Annotated in this window: 22 protein-coding genes and 2 tRNA genes; 6 read left to right on the plus strand and 18 right to left on the minus strand. The window is 59.3% G+C overall.

Annotation, left to right across the window (positions count from 1 at the left end; all coding sequences use genetic code 11):
- The first annotated feature begins 33 nt into the window (after positions 1 to 33).
- Both NW826_RS05000 and NW826_RS05005 read left to right on the plus strand, forming a co-directional pair.
- Positions 34 to 525 carry a c-type cytochrome gene (locus tag NW826_RS05000; RefSeq protein ID WP_414334630.1) on the plus strand — a complete coding sequence of 164 codons (492 nt, stop codon included), beginning with the start codon at positions 34 to 36 and terminating at the stop codon, positions 523 to 525.
- A gap of 9 nt (positions 526 to 534) precedes the next feature.
- Positions 535 to 1,206 carry a diacylglycerol/polyprenol kinase family protein gene (locus NW826_RS05005; RefSeq protein WP_414334628.1) on the plus strand — a complete coding sequence of 224 codons (672 nt, stop codon included), beginning with the start codon at positions 535 to 537 and terminating at the stop codon, positions 1,204 to 1,206.
- A gap of 51 nt (positions 1,207 to 1,257) precedes the next feature.
- Here NW826_RS05005 and NW826_RS05010 read toward each other — a convergent pair whose 3' ends face one another.
- Both NW826_RS05010 and NW826_RS05015 read right to left on the minus strand, forming a co-directional pair.
- Entirely contained in the window at positions 1,258 to 1,626 is a 369-nt protein-coding gene (locus NW826_RS05010; protein ID WP_414509594.1) for a hypothetical protein, read from the minus strand.
- A gap of 177 nt (positions 1,627 to 1,803) precedes the next feature.
- Positions 1,804 to 2,061, minus strand: coding sequence for a helix-turn-helix domain-containing protein (locus NW826_RS05015; protein WP_414334625.1), 258 nt, complete (start codon positions 2,059 to 2,061; stop codon positions 1,804 to 1,806).
- A gap of 346 nt (positions 2,062 to 2,407) precedes the next feature.
- On the opposite strand from NW826_RS05015, the gene NW826_RS05020 reads away from it, so the two are divergent.
- On the plus strand, positions 2,408 to 3,481 hold the full coding sequence (locus tag NW826_RS05020; protein WP_414334645.1) for an RpoD/SigA family RNA polymerase sigma factor: 1,074 nt from the start codon (positions 2,408 to 2,410) through the stop codon (positions 3,479 to 3,481).
- Positions 3,482 to 3,678: 197 nt separating this feature from the next.
- Here the strand turns inward: NW826_RS05020 and NW826_RS05025 are convergent.
- From NW826_RS05025 to NW826_RS05090, 14 genes are all read right to left on the minus strand, one after another.
- Positions 3,679 to 3,751: transfer RNA gene (locus NW826_RS05025), tRNA-Phe, on the minus strand.
- A gap of 59 nt (positions 3,752 to 3,810) precedes the next feature.
- Positions 3,811 to 4,464, minus strand: a complete 654-nt coding sequence (locus NW826_RS05030) for a Crp/Fnr family transcriptional regulator (RefSeq protein ID WP_414509636.1) — start codon at positions 4,462 to 4,464, stop codon at positions 3,811 to 3,813.
- 360 nt (positions 4,465 to 4,824) lie between these two features.
- Complete coding sequence (locus NW826_RS05035; protein ID WP_414509595.1) at positions 4,825 to 6,441, minus strand: AAA family ATPase; 1,617 nt, start codon at positions 6,439 to 6,441, stop codon at positions 4,825 to 4,827.
- Positions 6,442 to 6,494: 53 nt separating this feature from the next.
- Complete coding sequence (locus tag NW826_RS05040) at positions 6,495 to 7,094, minus strand: hypothetical protein (RefSeq protein ID WP_414348091.1); 600 nt, start codon at positions 7,092 to 7,094, stop codon at positions 6,495 to 6,497.
- A gap of 2 nt (positions 7,095 to 7,096) precedes the next feature.
- Positions 7,097 to 8,098, minus strand: coding sequence for a zinc-dependent alcohol dehydrogenase family protein (locus NW826_RS05045; protein ID WP_414367663.1), 1,002 nt, complete (start codon positions 8,096 to 8,098; stop codon positions 7,097 to 7,099).
- A gap of 74 nt (positions 8,099 to 8,172) precedes the next feature.
- Entirely contained in the window at positions 8,173 to 9,207 is a 1,035-nt protein-coding gene (locus NW826_RS05050) for an alpha/beta fold hydrolase (protein ID WP_414426969.1), read from the minus strand.
- 70 nt (positions 9,208 to 9,277) lie between these two features.
- Complete coding sequence (locus NW826_RS05055) at positions 9,278 to 10,228, minus strand: LysR substrate-binding domain-containing protein (protein WP_414509596.1); 951 nt, start codon at positions 10,226 to 10,228, stop codon at positions 9,278 to 9,280.
- A gap of 279 nt (positions 10,229 to 10,507) precedes the next feature.
- Entirely contained in the window at positions 10,508 to 11,155 is a 648-nt protein-coding gene (locus NW826_RS05060) for a thermonuclease family protein (protein ID WP_414509597.1), read from the minus strand.
- A gap of 339 nt (positions 11,156 to 11,494) precedes the next feature.
- Positions 11,495 to 11,983, minus strand: a complete 489-nt coding sequence (locus NW826_RS05065) for a YqeG family HAD IIIA-type phosphatase (protein WP_414334017.1) — start codon at positions 11,981 to 11,983, stop codon at positions 11,495 to 11,497.
- Positions 11,984 to 11,989: 6 nt separating this feature from the next.
- The gene (mltG, locus tag NW826_RS05070; RefSeq protein WP_414509598.1) at positions 11,990 to 13,150 is read right to left on the minus strand and encodes an endolytic transglycosylase MltG; all 1,161 of its coding nucleotides are present in this window, start codon (positions 13,148 to 13,150) and stop codon (positions 11,990 to 11,992) included.
- 271 nt (positions 13,151 to 13,421) lie between these two features.
- On the minus strand, positions 13,422 to 14,180 hold the full coding sequence (gene pyrH / locus NW826_RS05075) for a UMP kinase (protein WP_414334014.1): 759 nt from the start codon (positions 14,178 to 14,180) through the stop codon (positions 13,422 to 13,424).
- A gap of 98 nt (positions 14,181 to 14,278) precedes the next feature.
- Positions 14,279 to 14,428 (minus strand): hypothetical protein, encoded by a 150-nt coding sequence (locus NW826_RS05080; RefSeq protein ID WP_414334013.1) that lies wholly within the window; start codon positions 14,426 to 14,428, stop codon positions 14,279 to 14,281.
- Between the two features lie 100 nt (positions 14,429 to 14,528).
- Positions 14,529 to 14,858, minus strand: a complete 330-nt coding sequence (locus tag NW826_RS05085; RefSeq protein WP_414334012.1) for a TMEM165/GDT1 family protein — start codon at positions 14,856 to 14,858, stop codon at positions 14,529 to 14,531.
- Positions 14,842 to 15,477, minus strand: a complete 636-nt coding sequence (locus NW826_RS05090) for a TMEM165/GDT1 family protein (protein ID WP_414334011.1) — start codon at positions 15,475 to 15,477, stop codon at positions 14,842 to 14,844. The genes NW826_RS05085 and NW826_RS05090 overlap by 17 nt, the downstream gene beginning before the upstream one ends.
- A gap of 74 nt (positions 15,478 to 15,551) precedes the next feature.
- Between NW826_RS05090 and NW826_RS05095 the strand changes: the two genes are divergently transcribed.
- A tRNA-Ile gene (locus NW826_RS05095) sits at positions 15,552 to 15,624 on the plus strand.
- A 25-nt stretch (positions 15,625 to 15,649) separates the two neighbouring features.
- On the opposite strand, the gene NW826_RS05100 is transcribed toward NW826_RS05095, so the two are convergent.
- Positions 15,650 to 16,945: a D-alanyl-D-alanine carboxypeptidase gene (locus NW826_RS05100; protein ID WP_414334009.1), complete on the minus strand. Its 1,296-nt coding sequence runs from the start codon at positions 16,943 to 16,945 to the stop codon at positions 15,650 to 15,652.
- A gap of 46 nt (positions 16,946 to 16,991) precedes the next feature.
- Positions 16,992 to 17,372, minus strand: a complete 381-nt coding sequence (locus NW826_RS05105) for a hypothetical protein (protein WP_414334008.1) — start codon at positions 17,370 to 17,372, stop codon at positions 16,992 to 16,994.
- A gap of 310 nt (positions 17,373 to 17,682) precedes the next feature.
- On the opposite strand from NW826_RS05105, the gene NW826_RS05110 reads away from it, so the two are divergent.
- On the plus strand, positions 17,683 to 18,129 hold the full coding sequence (locus NW826_RS05110) for a Fur family transcriptional regulator (protein ID WP_414334007.1): 447 nt from the start codon (positions 17,683 to 17,685) through the stop codon (positions 18,127 to 18,129).
- Between the two features lie 183 nt (positions 18,130 to 18,312).
- Positions 18,313 to 20,694, plus strand: coding sequence for a M48 family metalloprotease (locus tag NW826_RS05115; protein WP_414509599.1), 2,382 nt, complete (start codon positions 18,313 to 18,315; stop codon positions 20,692 to 20,694).
- Positions 20,695 to 20,711 lie beyond the last annotated feature (17 nt).

Here is a 20,711-nt window from a genome sequence, read left to right on the forward strand (position 1 = left end):
AAAAGATTGAAACGGTCTCTCTCAGCGTTGTCTGTGCATCCCTCCCTCTCAGACATCCCGCCATCCGGCAGCAGCCAGGCGTCGCCCGGCTGCTGGGCTGAGTTTGAGCAGAAGCGACTGCCCTCCTCCCAAAAGCGTTTACAACCTTTCCTCAAGTCCTTGCAGCAGTTCTTCACAGGTGTCTGGGCCCAAAAAGCTCGTTGGGGCGTTGTCCTCCTCGGCCTGGCGGTAGTCACCTGGGTTTGGTTGAGTGCCGGGGCTCGGCTGGATCCCTACACTCAAGCTGTCCTCAGCCTAGAGGGGCAGGTTGGCCGTGGTGCTTCCTTGTTTGCCCTCAACTGTGCGGCTTGCCATGGAGAAGAAGCGGATGGTCGGGTGGGGCCCAGCCTGCGGGGGGTGAGCAGCCGCCGTTCGGATCGGTTTATCATTCAGCAAGTAACCGGTGGCAAAACGCCTCCCATGCCCCAGTTCCAGCCCGATCCCCAGGAGATGGCGGATCTGCTCAGCTACTTGAAAACGCTCTGAGGCCGTTTCATGGGCCTGACCCAGCAGCTTGCTTGCTATGCTCTCTGGCTGGCCTCCGTCTTTGCTTTTGCGGAATGGCTGCGCTCCCAGCAGGTGGACGGAGAATGGGTGCGCAAGGCAATTCACATCGGCGTGGGCAATATCATTTTGCTGGCTTGGGCCTTGCAAGTGCCCCGCTGGCTGGGGGTAGGGTTCTCGCTGGTGTTTGCCGGCCTGGCGCTGCTCTCCTACCGAGTGACCCTTTTGCCCAGCTTGAATGGGGTCGGTCGGCGCAGCTTTGGCACCTGTTTCTATGCCCTCAGCATTGGCCTGCTGCTGTTTTGGTTTTGGCGGCCACAGCGACAAGTCTTCGCGGTGATCGGCATCTTGGTGATGACGTGGGCGGATGCCTTGGCCGGCTTGGTGGGCAAAACCTGGGGCAAACACCCCTATCAACTGGGATCCCTTCAAAAAAGCTGGGAGGGATCCCTGACCATGTGGGCGGTGAGTACCTTGGTGATCGCGGCGCTGCTTCTGGGGTACTTCGGCTTCTCTCCCCCTTTGCTCGCCATCAGCCTCTTGGTGGGGGGAATAACCATGGGCTTGGAGGTGTTCTCTTGGTGGGGGTTGGATAACCTGACCGTGCCTTTGGCCAGTGCCGGCCTCTGTTTTGCCCTGCTGCAGAGCCTCAACTATTTATAAACTTTACATAAACTAAATCCTGCAGTCGGGCTCGCAAGCGGTCGTCCTCTTTCAAGCCTGACGGCGTTCTTGCTCCTGCTCTTCCTGCTGCCGCCACTGCCTGAGCAACTCTTTGGCCGCCTGTGGGGTAAAGTAGTCCAGCTCCATCAACTTACGGTAGGTCAGAATTTGCCGCATCTCCAGGGGCATGTCTGCTTTTCGGTAGAAGTAGTGGATGCGGCTGATGTTTTGCTCCATCTCCGTAAACTCTTGCTCCCGCTTCACCTGCTTTTCCTGCTTAAGCACCTCATGGGGAGCAGACCTGCGGTTGTAGTTAGGGATCCGCTGCCTGCCACTGGTCTTGCCCGAGGCAGGCACACGATGGGCTCCGCTTTGCCGGTTGTTGGCCGGATCAGAAGAGTTGAAAAAGAAGGAGAGCATCCGTCAACCTCACACAAGCAGGTGAAATGGGGCGGTCTTAACGGCAAGTTAACAATATCAAGTTTAGATGAAGAAGTGAAGGCGTCGGTGATCTGGATCCCGTTGGGGCCCTGTATCTTTACTGTCTTGCTCCCCTGGGATGGTTGAGGGAAATCGGATGTAGCTTCCCCCCGACTGCTACAGATGGGATTCATCTCCGCTTAGCAGCCAAGTGACCGACACTCCCAACGCCTTGGCAAAAGCCACCAGTTCCTTGTCGATGACGCGCCGTTTTCCCTTTTCCACCTGGCCGATCTTGACGTAGTCCAACTGCACACCGTACTTGGCCAAGCGGCCCGCCAGTTGATCTTGGGTAAGTTGCAGCTTCTCCCGTACCCAGCGCACCCGCTCCCCAATCAAGTTGGCCGATGGATGGTGCCGGTCGTTCAACTCCATAGGAGCAGCAAGTTGTAAATATTCTTTATCCAGACTGAAGAGGTTCGCAGCTCGCCAATCGCCCCATGGTAGCCTGAGCTGGCAAGGTTCCCTTTTCTTTGGGATCCCAGCCGTGGAGCTGGCCAGCCCACGAACAATCTTACCTCAAGGCCTAGATCGAAAATCGCTTACTGCCTTTTGGCGGGCAATCCCTTACCCACAGAGGCTTGGCGGACGGGATCCCTGTTGTTCGAGCATTGAACCGGAAAAATCTCGGGACAAAAAAGGGTGGCATGATCGATTTTCGCTCGCACCGGAAGAAAAAACCTTTCTAGACTGGGAGGTGACGTTCTCTCCTCACTTGGCCGTGGTTTTTTCTCGTCCTCATCCTGAAGACTCTGCCTCTTTGCCTCAGGAGCTCGACGAGCTCTGGTTTGACCCTGAGTCTGCCCTTCAAGAAGTCGACCCAGAGCCGGTTGCTGGCGGCTCGCGGTTGAATGAAGATGCCGTCGATCACTACTTAAATACAATCGGTCGCGTGCCCCGCATCGACCACGCCGAAGAAATCGAGCTGTCGCGCAAGATCCAGCAAAAGCTCCTCATCGATCAAGCCCGGCAGGAGTGGCGGCAACAACGGGGCAGGGATCCCAGCGACGAGGATCTGGCTGAGGCCCTGCAGATTTCCGTATCCACCTTACGGTCCCGCATCCGACAAGGGGAACAGGCCCAGCGCAAGCTGATCAACGCTAATCTGCGTCTAGTGGTCAGCGTGGCCAAGAAATACCTCAATCGGGGGGTGCCCTTTTTGGATCTGATCCAAGAGGGCAATATCGGGTTGATTCGGGCCACCGAAAAATTCAATGCGGAACGGGGTTTTCGCTTCAGTACCTACGCCCATTGGTGGATTCGCCAGGGGATCACCCGCTGCATTGCCAACCAAGCGCGGACGATTCGCCTGCCGGTGCACATGGTCGATAAAGTACGCCTGCTCAAACGCACCAACCGCGAGCTGATGAAGCTACAGGGGCGGCGGCCCACCGAGGCGGAGCTGGCAGAGGCACTGGGCATTAAAGTCAAGAAACTGCGCATGATCCAGCAGGCTGCTGCTTTGCCCCTGTCACTGGATGTGCCGGTTGGCCAGGAAGGAGAAAGCTGCCTTGGCGATTTGCTGCAGGATGAGCGGCAAGAGCAGCCTTTCCAAGGGATCCTTGTGCAATCGATGCAGCAGGATGTGCGTTCTGCCATGCAAACCCTGAAGCCGATTGAGAGGCAAGTGCTGGAGTTGCGCTACGGGTTAGACGGGCAACAGGCGAGAACCCTGCGGGAGGTGGGGGAGCACTTTAACCTGACGCGGGAACGGATTCGTCAGATCGAGCGGGATGCCCTGCGCAAATTGCGGGTGGGATATCCTTCACGAGCTCTGGCCCAGTACATTCGCTAGCTGTCACGGCTTCGCAGACGGGTTTCCCGACCAGCTTTCTTTTTGCTCTTGGGTTGAACGCCGCAGCCCAGCGATGAAGCGGCTCGTTACGTCGTTGTTGCTACGCAGCGTTGTCGCGAACGCGCCAGCGCGCGGAGCTCTATACCTAACTCCCCTCTCCCTCTGGGAGAGGGGCTGGGGGTGAGGGTAGCGTCAGATGCCAGGAACCAGACTTGAACTGGTGACACGAGGATTTTCAGTCCTCTGCTCTACCAACTGAGCTATCCCGGCTCTGGGCTTATTATCTTACAACCCTGCGAAGGCTTTCGGCAACTGGTAATACCCCCCATTCAGCCAATCAGTTTCTCCAAAGCCTCCATCTGGGGAATGCAGAGAACCTCTCGGGTGCGATCCCGGCGGATCAGCTCCTCCTGCTCCAGCTTAGACAGGACACGGGTGACCGTTTCCCGAGCCAAGCCACTCAAGCTGCTCAGCTCCCGATGGGGCAGGTTGGGAATCTCTACGCCACCCCGGCTGACCCGGCCACGAGATTCGGCCAAGAACAGCAAGATATCGGCAACACGGGCCGTACTACTGGCCTCGCGTAACTGCAGACGACGGTTGATCTGCCGCAAACGACGCGACATGAGTTGAGCAAGGCGGATGCCGGCCTGGGCATCCGAGGCCAAAAAAGCCCGAAAGTGCTGGGCCGACAGACAACTGACTTTGGTGGCTGTTAGAGCTATGACGTCGGTGGAACGGGGCGCTTCGTCCAAGGCGGCCATCTCCCCGAAGACTTCTCCTGGACCGAGAATGGTGAGGGTGATCTCCCGGCCTTCGAGATCATGGGTGCGAATCCTGACCCACCCTTCCAGGATAAAGTAAACGGCGTTGCCCCAGTCATTTTGTAGCAAGATGGCCTGATTGGCCGGGTGGGAGCGCAACGACATTTGCCCGGCCAGAACCTCTAGCTTCTCAGGAGGGAAGCCCTCGAACAGGAGCATCAGGCGCAGGTCATCTGAAGTTACATCGCTCACCGCTGGATCCTCCTGCAAGCGGTCAATTCTGGTCGAGTTGGGTGAGAAAAGGGTGGGGGCCTTTAAAGACACGTTGACACACTTCCCAACCTCCTGCTGGCTTTGTGTAAGGCGAAATGTTCGGGTAAGCGCACCCCTGTTCCCTGCTCAACAAGAGCTGCTGCCCTCCTCTACAGCCATTGCAAATAGCGATGCAGCGGATGGTTGTGTCGATCCCCAACTCCCTTCTCCCTCTGGGAGAGGGGACGGGGCGCGGCGGGTTCGGGAAGTGTCTTTCGGGTTGGAAATAACCTCAACCCGCAAACGGTGAAATCCACCTTGCTCATGTCAATTTTCCTGACTGGGTGCAGTTTGAGTCGAGACCCAAAGCTGCTGAAGTTGAGAGGACCAATCTTGGCTGGTATCCAGAACCCTTAAAAAAGGCCGTTCCAACTCGGAAAACTCCTCCCAGTGGGCTTGTTGCTCGGTAAGCATCTCGGCGGTGGCATCGGCAATGTCGGCAGGGCGCTGCTCAACTCCATCGATGCAGCCGGTTTGAGGAGCTTGGCTGCGGCGTTGCAGTCGCTCTCGCAAAACAGGCTCAGGGGCGTAACAGTGGAGAATGTGCAGCGGGATCCCCCGTTGTTGGGCCTGCGCAATGGCCATTCCCCGCAGCGCCTGCCGGTCGAACTTGGCATCCAGAATCACGGTGTAGCCCTCCTGGGCCAGCTCCACGCCCAACTGCACCAGGCGGCGGTAGGTTTTATCGGTCATCTCCGGGGTATAGACCGCCGGCCCCCCCCGTTGCCATAAGGGGATCCCGGCCAAATGCTTGCGCACGGCATCAGAGCGAATGTGAATGGCTCCCCGCTGACGGGCTAGGTGACGGGCCACCGTACTTTTGCCGGATCCCGACAATCCCGACATTAAGAACAACTGCCCCTGCTTGGGGAGAGTGTATTCCCAGGCCAGGCGATAGTACCGAGCAGCACTGCGGAAGGCCGTTGCCTTGGTTTCCTCTGTTGCCGTGGGATCCTCCAGCAAAAAAGAGGTAACCTTGGCCCGCACATAAGCTTGGCGATTGAGGTAGATGGGCAGGATTTTCAGCCCTTCCCAATCTCCGGTTTCTTCCAAGTAAGTGTTCAAATAGACGTTGCCCAGATCCGGACGATGGCGGGCATCCAGATCCATCACTGCATAGGATACGTCGTACATGACATCCACAAAGCGAAAGGCTTCGTTGAACTCGATGCAATCAAAAAGTAGGATCTTCCCTTCCCAAAAACAGATGTTGCGCAGGTGCAAATCTCCGTGGCATTCGCGAATGCGGTCTTGTTCTATTCTTTGTTGGAAAAGCTCCTGCCGCTCGGCAAAAAAGCGATCGGTGTAGGCTCGGGTTTCTCGATATTGCCGAGCTGTTTGGGGGCCGCCGATGTAGCGCTGGGTTTGGGCGTAATTCTCGTCAAAGGCCTCGCGCACCCGTTCTGGCCGGCCAAAGCTGCGAATGTAATCGTTGGTCTCGGCCTGGGCATGAAACATCGCCACCACCCGCCCCAGCTCTTCCATCAAGGCCGGCGTCAGCTCTCCTCGCTCAAAGAGGTTGCTGAACAGTTGCTCTTGGGGAAATTGCCGCATTTGCAGGGCGTATTCTACAAGCTCGCCGCTGCCGCTGAACTGAAAGCGGCCATTGGTTTGAAAAATAGGCAACACCTGCAGATAAAGGCCGGGAGCGCCGCGTTGGTTCATGCGCAGCTCCTCTTGGCAAAAGTGGCGCCGCTGCTCTAGGGTGGTGAAATTCAAAAAGCCGAAATCCAGAGGCTTTTTCACCTTATAGGCATAGTCCCCCGTCAGCAGAATATAGGAAATGTGGGTTTGAATAAGCTGAATGGGATCCTGCGCCGGATGAGGGTAGAAGGCGGGATCCAGCATCGCTTGGATCAAAGGGGGCAGGTGGGCATCGGCCATGAAAAACGATAGAGATGGAAAGGTTGGGGTTAGGGATCCCGATCTTCCGCCACCTATTCCCTGAAGGGCAAGGCAGCCTCCTGAGGGGAGAGGCGGATCAGGCTGATCCCTTGCTTAATTAGGGTATCTTGAGCTGCACCGGAAAGGGCGTAGGGCCAGACCAGATACTTGGTGTTGATGTAGTCTTGTCCGCGCTTGGCCAGGTTCACCTGTTCCGAGAGCATGCGCACCTCTGGCCCGCGGCTGATGGTGGCTTCGGCCCGGCGAATGCGCTGCATCAATTGGCTGAACAGCTCCTGGGGCTGCTGCACAAACACCACAATGGCCAAGTCACAGGGGTTGTAATAGTTGCCGATGCCACAGAGGAGCAGGGCTTCACTGCAGAGAACGAGGCTTTCCTGGTCTCCCAGGGCCACCACCGGATACAGAAAGGTGCGCACATCCTCCAGTTGCCAGTGGTTAAAAGAGTGGCTATCCACCTCTCCCCGCACCCAAGAGGAGATGGCAGGGAAAACCGCTTCACTCAACAGCCGATAGGCCGTCTGGGGCCGTCCCAGCCAGCAGAGGGCATTTTCGTAGAAGCTCTCGTTCTCCAACAGGTGGGGGGTGAGAGGAGCGACCATGGGCAGATCCTCGACCAACTTTTCCAGCATGCCTACTCGGGGATGGTTAAGGCAATTTTGCCCAGAACGGATCCCTGCTCCAGCAGCCGGTGGGCGGCAGCCGCTTCGGCCAGAGGAAAGGTATGGCTGAGCTGGATCCGCAGTTGGCCCTGGTCGATGAGGCGGGCACACTGCCTGAGAATTTCCGCCTGGTTTTGCTGGGCGTTGGTGAGGTTTTTCAGCATCGGGGTGAGCATCAGCTCGAACCCCACCCGCAAGTTGCGGTCGCGGGCCACCCGCCAATCGGTCTCCGGGGCCGGCGCCAGCAGGGTGACGATATCCCCGTACACGCGCACCGCGGGGAAGGTCTGCTCCAAGATCGCGCCGCCCAAAGTATCCAGGGCCAGATCCACCCCTTCCCCCCCTGTCCAGTCCCAAACGGCCCGCACAAAGTCGGTCTGCCGGTAGAAGATGGGCAAGTCGGCCCCCAAAGAACGGACAAACACCGCCTTTTCTGGGGTGCTCACGGTGGTGGCCACTTTGGATCCCCGTAGGCGGGCCAGTTGGATGGCCACATGGCCAACTCCACCCGCTCCCCCGTGGATAAGCACACGTTGGCTGGCCTGCAGCCGTCCCCGGTCGTAAAGGGCTTCCCAGGCGGTGATCAGCACCAGCGGAGCAGCCGCAGCTTCGGCAAAGCTCAGTGTTCTGGGCTTGGGAGCCACAAAGCGCTCGTCCACCACGATCAGCTCGGCATAGTTGCCCGCCTGCCTGCCCAGACCGCCGTGGCAGAAGTAAACCTCATCCCCCACCGTAAAGTGCCTGACGCCGGATCCCACGGCTTCCACAACGCCGGCACCGTCACACCCCAAGATGGCTGGCATCTCTTCGGGGTAGAAGGTGCCTCGCCGCCGCAGCTTGGTGTCGATGGGGTTGACGCCGGCTGCCTTGAGGCGGATGCGCAGCTCCCGCTCACCGCGAATCTGAGGTTCAGGGACTTCTCGGAGTTGCAGAACCTCTGGTCCACCGGGCACACTCATGACCACAGCTTTCATGCGCTCAAGTTGTTCGGTTCTGGTTGGATTGGCCCGTCCAATGGATGCAAGATAAGACTTGGCATTATCGACCATCACCGGGGAACTCCCATAGCATTCGGGTAACATTTGGAAAAAGCTGCATCGAGAAATTCCCCGATGAGGGGCAGCACTTGTTCCCCATGCAAGGCAGGGATAGCATGGCTGGCGCCGGGCAGGATCTTGAGCTGCGCTCCGGGGATCCCTGCGGCGTAGGTTTGGCAGTGCCAGAGGGGGATGGTGTCGTCCTGTTCGGCGGCAACCACCAGGGTGGGGGCCTGAATGTGTTTGAGGTAACGCTCAACCGTATCGACGGCAGCTTGCGGGCGCAGACGTTGTCGGAGAAATTGCCGGGCCACCGGTTGTTGGCGCAGGGATCCGCGCAACCACAAGAGTTGAGCCAGTTTGTCTTCCCAATGCCACCATCGGGCCAGGGGGGTGATCGCCCGCAACAGCCAATCGACCCAAACGCTTTCCCAGAGCAAGGGCCGCAAATGGCGGTAGCGTTTGACAAAGCTGTCGTCGCGGATCCCGGCAGGGGCCAACAAGACCAACCCCCGCAGTGGATACCGCACGGCATAGGCCGCTGCCACCCAGCCGCCAAAAGAATGGCCCACCAGAACCGGAGCCGATAGGCCCAGCGCCTGGACAAATCCGCGCACAAACTCCACTTCTGCACCGATGTCGTAGCGCAAGGCCGGCTGGCTGGACTGCCCGAACCCCAGCAAATCGAGGGCGATGCAGCGGTACTCGCCTCCCAACCCCTGCATCAGCGGCCACCAATTGGCGTGGGTGGCCATAAAACCGTGCAAAAACAGCAGGGGGATCCCGTCTCCCCACTCTCGATAGGCGGCCCAGCAGGACTCTGCCCCCGGGATGTTCAATCCTTCCAATTTCACCCTCTGCAGCGGGATCGCTTGAACGCGCGCTCGTAACTCCGCCAGGCGCTGCGCCAAAGGCAGCCGTTCCAACAGCTCTTGCTCGATCATCGGCCCATCGTCAGCAGATACAGCCTTTTCCCGTGCTACGCCAAGGTCACCCCGCCGCGAACGGGTGAGGGGACAGAGCCCTTGATGGATCCCAGGCAGCACTTCTTCTGAGGATCTTGTAGAGATCCTAACTGATCCCAAAAACTCCCACGGGGTCAGGAAAAGCTGCGACTCAACCGAGCAACTGCAAATGGGGAGGGGGGATTTTCAGCCAGTCCTGGCGGGTCAGTAGCCCTTGGAGAAAGCGGGTGGCCGCCTGCGATTGATAGCGCTCCGGGTTAAAAGCCAGCCAGAGGGTACGCCGTATCTGCAGCCCTTCCACCGCCAGCTTTTGGAACCGACCTTGCTCCACATCGGCTCCCACCGCCACCGTCGACAAAAAAGCCACCCCCAAACCCGCCTGGACGGCATTTTTGATGGCTTCAATCGAGCTGAGCTCCAGCCGCACATTCAGTTGAGCCGGGTTGATGCCGTGGCGATTCAACACCCGGTCGATGGTCTGCCGCGTGGAAGACTGGGGATCCAGAGTGATAAAAGGCAAAGTCAACAGATCCGCTAGAGCAGGAGAGTCAACGGCACAGCCGGGGGCGCCGACCAGCACGTATTCATCTTCCGCCAGAGCCATCACCTTCAAGTGCCGCTGTAAGTCAAACGGGATCTCCCCACCGACAATGGCCACGTCCAATTGACCATCCACCAACTTCTGGGCGATTCGCCGCGTGGATTGCACCAAGAGCTGCACCGAAATCTGGGGATAGCGGCGGTGATATTGCGCAATCAAAGAAGGCATGACATAGGTGCCCACCGTTTGGCTGGCCCCCAAAACCAGGTGCCCTCGCTCCATTGCTTGCAAATCTGCCAGAGCCTCGAGGGTTTCATGGCACAGCTTGAGGATGCGCTCGCTGTACTGCAGCAATACTTTCCCGGCATCCGTCAACTCCACCTTGCGCCCACTGCGGTCGAACAACACCACCCCCAACTGCCGCTCTAGGTTCTGCACCTGCAAGCTGACAGCGGGTTGGGAGACAAACAGGCTATCGGCAGCACGGCGAAAACTACCCTGCTGGGCAATTGCCCGCACAATGAGAAGTTGATCTAGGGTAAACGGCAACTCATCCGGCATAAGGAACTCCAAACTGCCCGGCGGGATCTCTTTCAGTTCCCTGAGGAGCTGGGCAGCCCAGGATTGCAAACCCACATGAGATCATCATAAACAAGCGAGAAATCTAAAGAGAACAGCTCAGCCCCTCCCCGGCAGCTCGGCTGCGGGGGTTGACCAGCCAAGGATAGAGAGGGAGGCCTGGAACTTACAGGCTGTTTTAGCGAAAAGCGACCTAAAGTTCCCAGTTAAGAGCTACGCCAGGACTTCATCCCGCCAACGCGACTGGCCGTGGGGAGCAGGTCAGCGAGGGCCATAGGACGTCCAATAGCCGCGCCCCTGTTGCCTTGCCGCAGTGGCTGCTTCTCTGAGGATAGGGCCATACTTGAGGCCATCGGTTCGCCCAGACAACAGGCCATGGCCCAAAAACAGCATTTCCTGGTTGATGAGGGTATTGGCCTGCCAAACGTAGGCAGGTAACGTGGGAGCGGGAGCCAGGGCAGGATCCAACTCCAGAAACACCTCCCGTCCCAGCAAAGCCGTCTGCAAATATTGGCCGGCATTGTAAACCGCCAAAGGGGTTTGTCCGCGCAGCTCCGTCCACGTAGGATTGATCTCCGCCGGCAGGGGATCGATCCCGATCAGTTGCACCAGCCGCAAATCCAAATCCCCTTCAAGCTGGACAACCAGGGTGTTGTTGTCGACCACCCGAACTATGGCTGCACGCTTTAGATCGCGCAGCTCCGGACGCGCCACCCGTGTCAGGGCCCAAGCGGGCCATGCCGAGCACAGCAAGGGCAAAGCCAGAACGCTGCCCAGTTTGATAAGGCTCCGTCCATTGGCTACAAGCAGGGATCTGGGGCGAGGAGAACTCGGAGTAGAACGCAGAGATTTTTTCAGCACGGACTTTAGCCGTTGCAGGACAGACTTGACAATAGGGATGGTTCGCATGTTGAACTTTGGCTAGATCTCACGCCGCCCTCGCACCGCCGCCCACTGGGCCTCAATGCGGGATCCGGCCTGCCGTCACTCTACAAAAAACTTGGGCAGATGGGTCGGTTCTGCGGGCTATCTCTCGATTTCAACTGGCGGATGCGCTACCCCGTGACAATCTATAGAGTCATTGCAAATAACAAGGAAACAGCTCGTTATTTCCCAGCTCCCCTCTCCCTGAGGGAGAGGGGCCGGGGGTGAGGGCTGTCCCTGAGGGAGAGGGGCCGGGGGTGAGGGTGTCCCTGAGGGAGAGGTCGCGCTAGCGGCGCGGAGCGCCTGGGCTGTCCAAAGAATCTCTCAAAAGCGGGGATCCAAGAGGGTAGTAGGGTTCTTCTCGACTTCTGCGGATAGGAGGGAGTTGACCAGCACGGTCACCAAGCCCAGCCGATTGCCCGCCAAAATATCGGTCAATAGGCGATCTCCCACCATGGCCACTGCCTCCACCGGCAAGCCCATCTGAGCTACGGCCCGCCGCAAGGCCCGCCGTGAAGGCTTCCCAGCGCGGTGAATGTAAGGTAGATCCAGGCTTTCTCCAATTTGTTGGATGCGGTTGCGATTGATGTTGTTGCTCACCAGCCAAATTTGAAAGTGCGGACGCAACTGCTCCAGCCAAGCGGCCACAGCAGGAGCCACCTCAGCCTGTCGGATTGGCACCAGCGTATCGTCCACATCGAAGATGACGCCTTTTACCTGCCAGGCCCACAAGTCTTCGGCCCGCAACTTCAAGACAGTGCCGGGCACCACCACATCCGGTTGCAGGAGCTTGAACCAAGGCTTACGTACCATTCTCGGCTAAGGACTTGTTTGAGAACTGGGCCGAGATCCCTGGGCAGCTTGCTGGCGCTCTTGAAGAATCTGCAATTGGGCTGCCTCGTGCTCGGCTAAAGTTTTGCTGAAAACATGGGTGCCATCGTAGCGGGCTACAAAGTAGAGGTAATCGGTCTTTTCAGGCTCCAAAACGGCTTTGAGGCTGGCCAAGCCTGGGCTGGCGATGGGGCCAGGGGGCAAGCCGGGGTTGAGGTAGGTGTTGTAGGGAGAGGGAGTACGCACCTCGGCAAGGGTGAGGCGGCGATCCGGAGTTTGCCGGATACTCAAGGCATATTCCACCGTCGGATCGGCTCCCAGGGGCATTCCCTGCTTGAGCCGGTTCAAGAAGACACCCGCGATCAAAGCGCGCTCTTCCGGCACCACAGCTTCCCGCTCCACAATACTGGCCAGGGTGACCCACTCATGCAGAGACAGGGAAGTGGCATGCTGCCGGAACAGGGGCAGAGCCACCGCAACAAATCGCTGGAGCATGGCATCGATCACCGCCTGGGCCTTTTGCCGGTTCGGCAGGGATCCCTCCACCTGTTCGACGGGAAAAAGATAGGTATCCGGGAACAGGTAGCCTTCCAAAGAGCTCAAGCTGGGGGGCAGCCAATCAAGGGGAGGGATCACGCGGGCTGTGGCAATGAAAACTTCAGCTGGCATCCAGTTGCGCTCGGCCAAAGCTGCCGCCATCTGCTCGATGCGCCAACCCTCCGGGATGGTCAGCCGTCTCTGCAAGATCCTTCCCTGCCGCAGTTGTTGCGCTACGGTCAGCATGTCTTGGTTGGGATCCAGAGCGTAGGTGCCCGCCTGGAAGACCCAGTCGCGCCCGAAGGTGCGGCTCCACAGCTCCCAGGCCAGAGCCGAGCGGATCACCCCTGCTTGGCGCAGTTGTTGCCCGATCCGACGGCTGCTGCTGCCCGGCTGGATCCTCACCTGGATCGGCTCTGAACCTCCTACAGGCTGGATCCAAGTCTGCCACCGCCAGTAGCCGAAGCCGACGGCCAAAGCCAGCAGGAGAGCCAAGCCCTGCAGCAAGCGCCGACCCCAGCGCCCACGGAAGCGGCGGGGAGCGCTTTGGACAGCAGAGGGTTTGGGCGAGACGGGATCCCCTGGGGCCGAATGCCGGATCTGCTCTGTCATCGCCTTCTCCTCCCAATGGCCTGAGCACACCTTTGGGCCAGGTTACTCCTCAACTCCAACTCATGCCAGGGCATCGCTGGGCACTCAGGGCCGACCTCAGTTTGACATACTCCCTCGCCTAGAGGCAAAGGATTCTCCTCGCGTCAGGATTACTGGTGGTTCTACAACAGCACCTCCAAGGGCCTACGGCCCACCAAAGGGGAACGGCGTAGCGGTAGGACGGGGCCTTAGGCCCAGTTTTTTGGGTAGCCTGGACTGCGCCCAGCTGGGATCAAGTCTCCTGGGCCAACCTGGCAGGGATCCCGTTGTTTTCGACAGTTCGTTGCCCGATCCAAGTGCCGATGGGCTCTCCCTGCACCACGCGATAGATGTTGCCGGGGGTGGTCAGGTCGAAGACCACAATGGGCAATTGATTTTCCTTGCAGAGGGCGATGGCAGTGCTGTCCATGACCCGCAAATCGTGGGTGAGCACATCCTGATAGCTGAGGACATCGTAGCGGCGGGCCTGGGGGTGGGTCTTGGGATCCGCATCGTAAACCCCATCCACCTTGGTGGCCTTGAAGATCACCTCGGCATCGATCTCCGCCGCCCGCAAGGCCGCCGTCGTGTCGGTGGTAAAGAAGGGATTTCCAGATCCAGCGCCAAAAATCACCACCCGCCCCTTTTCCAGGTGACGAATGGCGCGACGACGAATGTAAGGCTCTGCCACCTCTTGCATGGCGATGGCCGTCTGTACCCGCGTCGGGATCCCGGCTCGCTCGATGGCATCTTGTAAGGTCAGGGCGTTGATGACGGTGGCCAGCATCCCCACGTAGTCGGCAGAAGCCTGATCCATCCCTTGGGCAGCCGCCTCTTTGCGCCCGCGCCAGATGTTGCCCCCGCCCACCACGATCGCCACCTGCACACCGGCCCGCACCACCGCGGCCACTTCGCTGGCAATGGCCTGCAAGATTTCGGGATCGATCCCATAGGGACGTTCCCCCATCAGGGCTTCACCACTCAGCTTTAGGAGAATTCGTCGGTATTTCATCTTCATCCGCTCCAGCCCACCCCTGCCTACGATAGCAGGTTTGTTGGGCTAGCTCTGTTCACAGGATGGATCCACAGACTCTCTCGACAAAACCCCCCTCACGGCTGTTCTTCGCCAGCGCTGGCCTCATTGTCGCGGGGAGCAGAACGGAAGCGGCGGCCATTGCGAGCACGACTTTTCTGAAACTGCTTGGCATATTCGCGGTTGCGCTCGGCTTTTTCCCGCTTCAGGTTGCGTTTTTTGGCCATGCTGGTCTTCCTGACCGGTTATCCGGTATGAAGTGGAGTGCCCAAAGAAGGTGGTTTTTATCCTAACATGCTTGGCCGGCACTTTTCTGGAGCCTTCTGCTCAGCCGGCTAGGGATTCCCCCAACAGGGCCAGGCCCATCAAAACAAACCCCACTCCTGCCAGGGTCTTGATCCAGCGGGGTGGGATCATTCGCGCCACCCAAGCTCCTGCCCACACTCCGATGAGGCTGGTGCTGATCAAAGCGGCAGCAGCGCCCAAAAAGATCACCCCGGAGTTTTGCGAGCGGGCGCTGAGGAGCAGAGTGGCCAATTGAGTTTTGTCGCCCATTTCCGCCAGCAGAATCGAGCCGAAGCTCACCAGGGCCGCCCGTCCAGCCATTTGCCGCAGCAAAAACGGTGGGGTCTGGCTGTCGTTATCTTGGATCAACACGTTCCTCTGTTGCTCTCTGCTCTGTTCTGCCTTCTAGAAGGGGCTGGCGCTCTGGGGGATCGTCGCCGCGCCATTCCTGCCACAGCACATAGCCCCCGATCACCAGGAACCCTGCACCCGCCAACCATTGTAGCCAGCCTGGAGGGATGACTTGCCCCAGACCTTCCCCCAGCACCACGCTGAGCAAGCTGGCAGCTACCAAAGCGCTGGCGGAACCGAAAAAGATCGCCCAAGGAGATTGGGATTGGGCACTCATGAGCAAGGTTGCCAACTGCGTCTTGTCGCCCATTTCCGCCACAAACACAGTTAAAAAAGTAACAAGCCAGAGTTGCAGCGGGGATCCCTCGGCAGAGGGGAGGTCAGTGAGGGGCGGTGCCGTCGGAAGCTCAGTATCGAGGGCAACAGAGGGGGCCAAGCTCTCCCCGGCAGGCCGGAAATCCGCGGCGGCTCGCTCGCCGTTGAGGTAGTGCTGACCAAAGGTCAAAAAGCCAAAACAGAGGGCTAGGGACACGGCAATCAGACCCAAGCCCAACGTCAGTTGACCCTGCCAAGAACGCGCCGTTCGCGCCAGCGGGACGGAGTCCCTTGCCATCGCCTCTGCCCTCACAATCACCGACATGCAGCTTATCCCGTCGAGTAGCTCTTTTTCACCCCGTTTTGGATAAAGACAAGAGCGCTAGAGTAGAAGAATGAGGGGCGTTGGCCGAGCGGTTTAGGCAGCAAACTCATAATTTGCCTTACACAGGTTCGATCCCTGTACGCCCCATCGGCAAAGCTTCCCTGCAAAAGGGTTAGAGTGGCCAAAGAGGACGTAGCAAAGGCTCCGTGCGGGATCCCGTATCCAGAGAGCGGGGCGTCCAGCGTTTGGGTAAGGCGGCAGGGGATCCCCATTGCGCTTGGAGCTGGCTGAGGAATTGCCCCTGCTGGGCGCGCAAGCCGGCCAGGTCAGATCCGCCGTTCATCAGGGCAAACCAGATATCCCCCTGCTGGGTGGGCAATACCCCCGCCAAGGTGCTGACGCCGCTCAGGGTGCCCGACTTGGCGATCAAGATCGCCGGCAGCAGCCGCCGCTCCAGCACCCCCACGTCCTGGCCGACGACGGCAAAAGCATCGGCCAGAGAAAGCCCCTGCTCCTCGAGAAGCGATTGGATCGCCTGCCACAGGGCCACGTTGGCCCGTGGAGAGATGCGGTTTTCTACCCCCAACCCCGAGCCGTTGATCAGGTACAGCTCTTCTGCCGGGATCGCGGTGATGGCCTGGGCCATTTGTGCCACCTGAGCTGCTCCCCCCACTGCATTGGCCACCATCTCGGCCATGGCATTGTTGCTGTAGAGGTTCATCAGCTTGAGCAGGTGAATGAGGGGGGGCGATTCATGCCTGAGCAAGACCTGGGCCTCCGAGGGGATCTGCTGGGCAACCCGCACCGATCCCAAAATCTCCACCTGCGGCCTGGGCGTGCCGGGGGGCAAGGTCTGGAATTGCGCCTGGGCTTCCGGCGGCCAGAGGCGGGCATCCAGCCCCTGCCGCAACAGCGCGCCCGAGCGGGCCACATCCTGGAAAAAGTTCATGTAAAAGCGGCCCACCACCACCAGATCCCCCTGCACCTGGCGGATCCCCTGGGCGTTGAGGGCGTTCCCCACCGCGAAGGCTTCCTCCCAAACAAAAAAGGGATCCTCCCCTCCCAGCACCCAGAGATCGCCCTGCAAAACCCCATCCGCTCCCAGGGAACCTGTTGTCAAGTAGGTGGTCACAAAGCGATGGTGCGGGCCAAACTGCTGCAAAGCGGCCAGGGTAGTGGCCACCTTGGTCAGAGAGGCCGCCGGCAGAGCCTTGGATCCTTGATGTTGCCCCAAAACCTGGTCGCCCATCTGCAGCCAAACCCCCTGGGCGGCGGAAGCAAAGCCGCGACCGCTCAGCTGGGCCAAGTAGGTCTCCACCTGGGGTTGCAGGGATCCCTGCGCCGTCGCCTGGCAAAAATGAGCTGAGCTCAACAGCAGGAGCGCCGCCGAGAGCATCCCCACCCAGATCGCAACCAGCCGCCAGACCCGCCGCTGTCGTTCGCAATAGTATTGCAGAGCACCTTTCACCCAAAATGCCCTCTAAAAACGCCGACCCACCGCAGGAGCGGATCCCTCAGCTCGGCAACTCCCAGCCGCTTTCTTCTAGCGGCTCCACATCGATGGTGCCGGGGGGCGTTTGTCGATAAAAATGTCCATCGGCAACAAACAGCGGCTCGCCACAACTGGGGCAAAAGAAGCGGCTGCCCTCGATGGCCTGCGATTCTGACCCACACACCGGGCAGCGATCCGTGGCGATCCAGCGGCGCGCCCACCAGCGAAAGGCCAGCAGCACCAACACCGGCAGAGAGAGCAAGAACACCAACAGAGCCACCAACCCGGCGACCAGCCACCCCAACCCGACACGGGTCAGCAAAACTGCCAAGGCCAGGGATCCCAGCCAGAAGCCCCAGCCGGTTAGAGAAATGGAATAGGTTTTGGGCTGCTCAAACCGCATCTTTGTTTTCCCTTCCCGTATTGACTACGCTGACCAACGCTGCCGGGATGCCGCGGGCCTTTTCCCGAGTATGTTAGCCCAGACTCACCCGCACACCAGAAAAATCCATCCCCTAGCCATGCTCTGTAGGCTAGCTCATCCCGAATGAATAGGGCATCCGGTTTCCCGCACCCACTTTCTCGCCCTCTGCCGGCAGGTTTCCTGGTGTTGACAACCAAGGTCGTTAGCATCGCTGCAAATGCAGTTATTATCAATTACAGAACTTATTGACTGTTACGGCGACGTTGCCCAACAGCGGAGGGGCGGCATCATGGTCTACACGGAAGAAGCTTTCAAAGCAGAGCTGAATGCCAAAGGCTGGCGAGCCACTCGGCAGCGGGAAATCATCCTCCAGACCTTTCAAAACTTGCCTGAGGGGACTCACCTGAGCGCGGAGGATCTGCACAAAAAGCTGCGGGAAGAAGGCCACAACATCAGCCTTTCTACCATTTATCGTACCGTCAAGCTGATGGCTCGCATGGGCATTTTGCGCGAGCTGGAACTGACCGAAGGCCACAAGCATTACGAGATCAACCAGCCGGCCCCCCACCACCACCACCATTTGGTGTGCGTCAAGACCAACAAGGTGATCGAGTTCAAAAACAGCGCCATCCTCAACATCACCCAGAAAGTGGCCGAAAAGTACGGCTTTAAGGTGCTGGATTGCCAGCTCACCATCATCGGCATCAGCCCGGAGGGGCAGCGCTCGATTTTGTAGCCAAACAATTCCCGAAGCTCAGGCTGGCTCTGGGCGCTCTCCCGGCAGCGGGGCTGTACTGAGTTTGTAGGGAGATGGGGATCCCCTTGGCAGGGAACATGCCAGAATAGCCGCTGTAAAGTCGCAAGCCATTGGCAGTTGCAGCAATAGCTGAGCTTACCCTACCCAATCCGGGAGATGGCTATGAACGAGCAGGAAGTGGCGCAGTGGCTAGAGCAAGCTTTGGCAAACCTGCGTCTGAGGATCCAGGTGAAGGCCCAGCCCCTCCAAGACAATGCCGAGGACTACGCCTTGGTGGTCATGATCAACCACCCTGCTCACGTTGCTCTCAACCATGAGAGGCTGACGGCCTGGTTCCAGAAGGCAATTCCCAGCCGCTATCCTCAAGTCAAGCGCTTGGCCCTCTACAGCCGCCCCATCGGCCAACAGCAGGCCAACTGGAAAACTCAGGTGAGGCTGGCTCCGGAAGCGGCGACGGGCAGGGGGGATCCCGCCGACAGTCCAGATCTCAGCCGCTACTGCTTTGTCCAAGACCGCCAGTTGCTCACTGCCGACCTGCCTCAACCTTCGAGCGTGGTGCGCCAGGCGATCCTGGGTTTTCACGGCCTCACGGCTGGGCAAAAAGAGGAAGTTCTGCCCTTGCTGCCCACCTTGTTCCGCAACCCCGGCGCCGTCTCGACGGTGACGTTGTCGGTGGAAGCATCCCTGTGGCTGGAACCTCTGAAAAGCCTCAATCCCCATGAGCTGCGCCTGTTGAGCGTTTGGCTGAGCCGCTATTGCTTCAATCCCAGCCGCACCTTGGCCGAATTGGATCCCGCCACCTCAGGTCTTAAAACCGGACAAACAAGGCGCAGCTACCGCGCCCCCCAGGTGGGGGTTTCGCTGATTCTGGCCAGCTTTGCCGGCAACCTGACAATGTCCGCCGGCGTAACCCTGAGCTTATTGTTTGGCATGGTGTTTGTGCTGGCCCTGTCCGTTTTCGGCACCTTGGAAGGGGGGTTCTCTTTTGGCTCTCTCCTTTTTGCTGTTTTGCTCACCCTGGCCTTCAACGCCCTGATTTTCTTTTTGTCCCCCTGGCTGATGGACTGGATCCAGCACAGCCTCTACGGCACCCAGTGGGTGAGCCTGGCAGAAATCGGGCGTCGCAGCCCCGAAAGCGCGGAGGTGATCGAACGGGTCTGCCGCCAGTACAAGCTGAAGCAGCCGAAGCTGGGTCTGATCCGCGACCAAAACCCCACTGCCTTTACCTATGGCAGCCTGCCGGATACGGCCCGCATCGTCGTCAGCGAGGGCCTGTTCACCTACTTGGAAGATGAGGAGGTGGCTACAGTTTATGCCCACGAGCTGGGGCATGTGATCCACTGGGATTTCGCGGTCATGACCCTGGCTTCCACGTTGGTGCAGATCCTCTACCTCCTCTACGTCTACCTGCGCGACACGCGCCGGGATCGCAGAGGGGGCAAAAACATAGGTTCCTTGGCGCTGGTCGCCTACTTTTTCTACGTGGCTGGCTCCTACTTGGTGCTGTATCTGTCGCGGGTGCGGGAGTACTTTGCCGATCACTTTGCCGCCGAAACCACCGGCAACCCCAACGCCCTCTCGCGGGCGCTGGTGAAAATAGCCTTTGGCATTGTGCAAGAAGGGGAGCGGGAACAGGATGAGGAAGCCCGACAGCGCAGTGCTCGCCTGCTGGAAGGGACGCGGGCCTTGGGGATCTACGATGCCAAGGCGGCGGTGATGGCGGGGACAGCTTACCGGGTGGCTGCGGATCCCAGCCAGGTGGGCAGGGTGTTTTTGTGGGATCTGTTTAACCCTTGGGCCTGGTGGATGGAGCTGAACTCCACCCATCCCCTCACCGGCAAGCGGGTGCGGGCGCTGGGCACCTATGCCGAACAACTGGATCTGCCGGTGGAGTTCGACATGGCCAGCGTGGTGGCCCAGGGCAAGCAGCTCAACCGCCAGCAGCTCTACGGCAATTTTCTTCTGGACGTGGTTTTGTTAAACGCCGAGTGGCTGGGGGCGATCTTGGGGATGGTGCTCGGGATCCCGGCTCTACGGGCAGGGTCTTACGGCATGTTTGCCGGCCTGGCCGTGGCGGGAGCCAGCTTGGGCCTACTGCTGAAGATGACGGTGATGTACCCCAGCTTGGAAAACCCGCCGGCGTTGACGGTGTTGAAGGCGATGAGCAACCCCTACGCCAGCCCCTTGCGCGGCTTGCCGATGCAGTTGCAGGGGCGGGTGATTGGGCGAGGGGATCCAGGCTATCGCTTTGGCGCCGATCTCAAGTTCCAGGATGAGACGGGGATGATTTTCTTGCGCTATGTTTCTCGGTTTGGGCCGCTGGGCAACTTCCTGTTTGGGGAGAGCCGGGCAGGCAGGCTGATCGGCCAAGAAGGAGCGGTGGTGGGATGGTTCCGGCGGGGGGTAGTTCCCTACCTAGATCTGTCCCGCTTCCAGAGCAGCTATGGCGAAGTGGTGACCAGCCATCCTCCTTTTGGGCAGGCGGTGCAGGTGGCGCTGGGCTTGATTGCCGCCTTGCTGCTGATGGTCTTTTTCCCGTTCTAGGCTATCTGGCCAAGGAT

It is taken from the genome of Synechococcus sp. OH20 (assembly GCF_047502685.1).
In the GTDB taxonomy this organism is placed as follows: domain Bacteria; phylum Cyanobacteriota; class Cyanobacteriia; order Thermostichales; family Thermostichaceae; genus Thermostichus.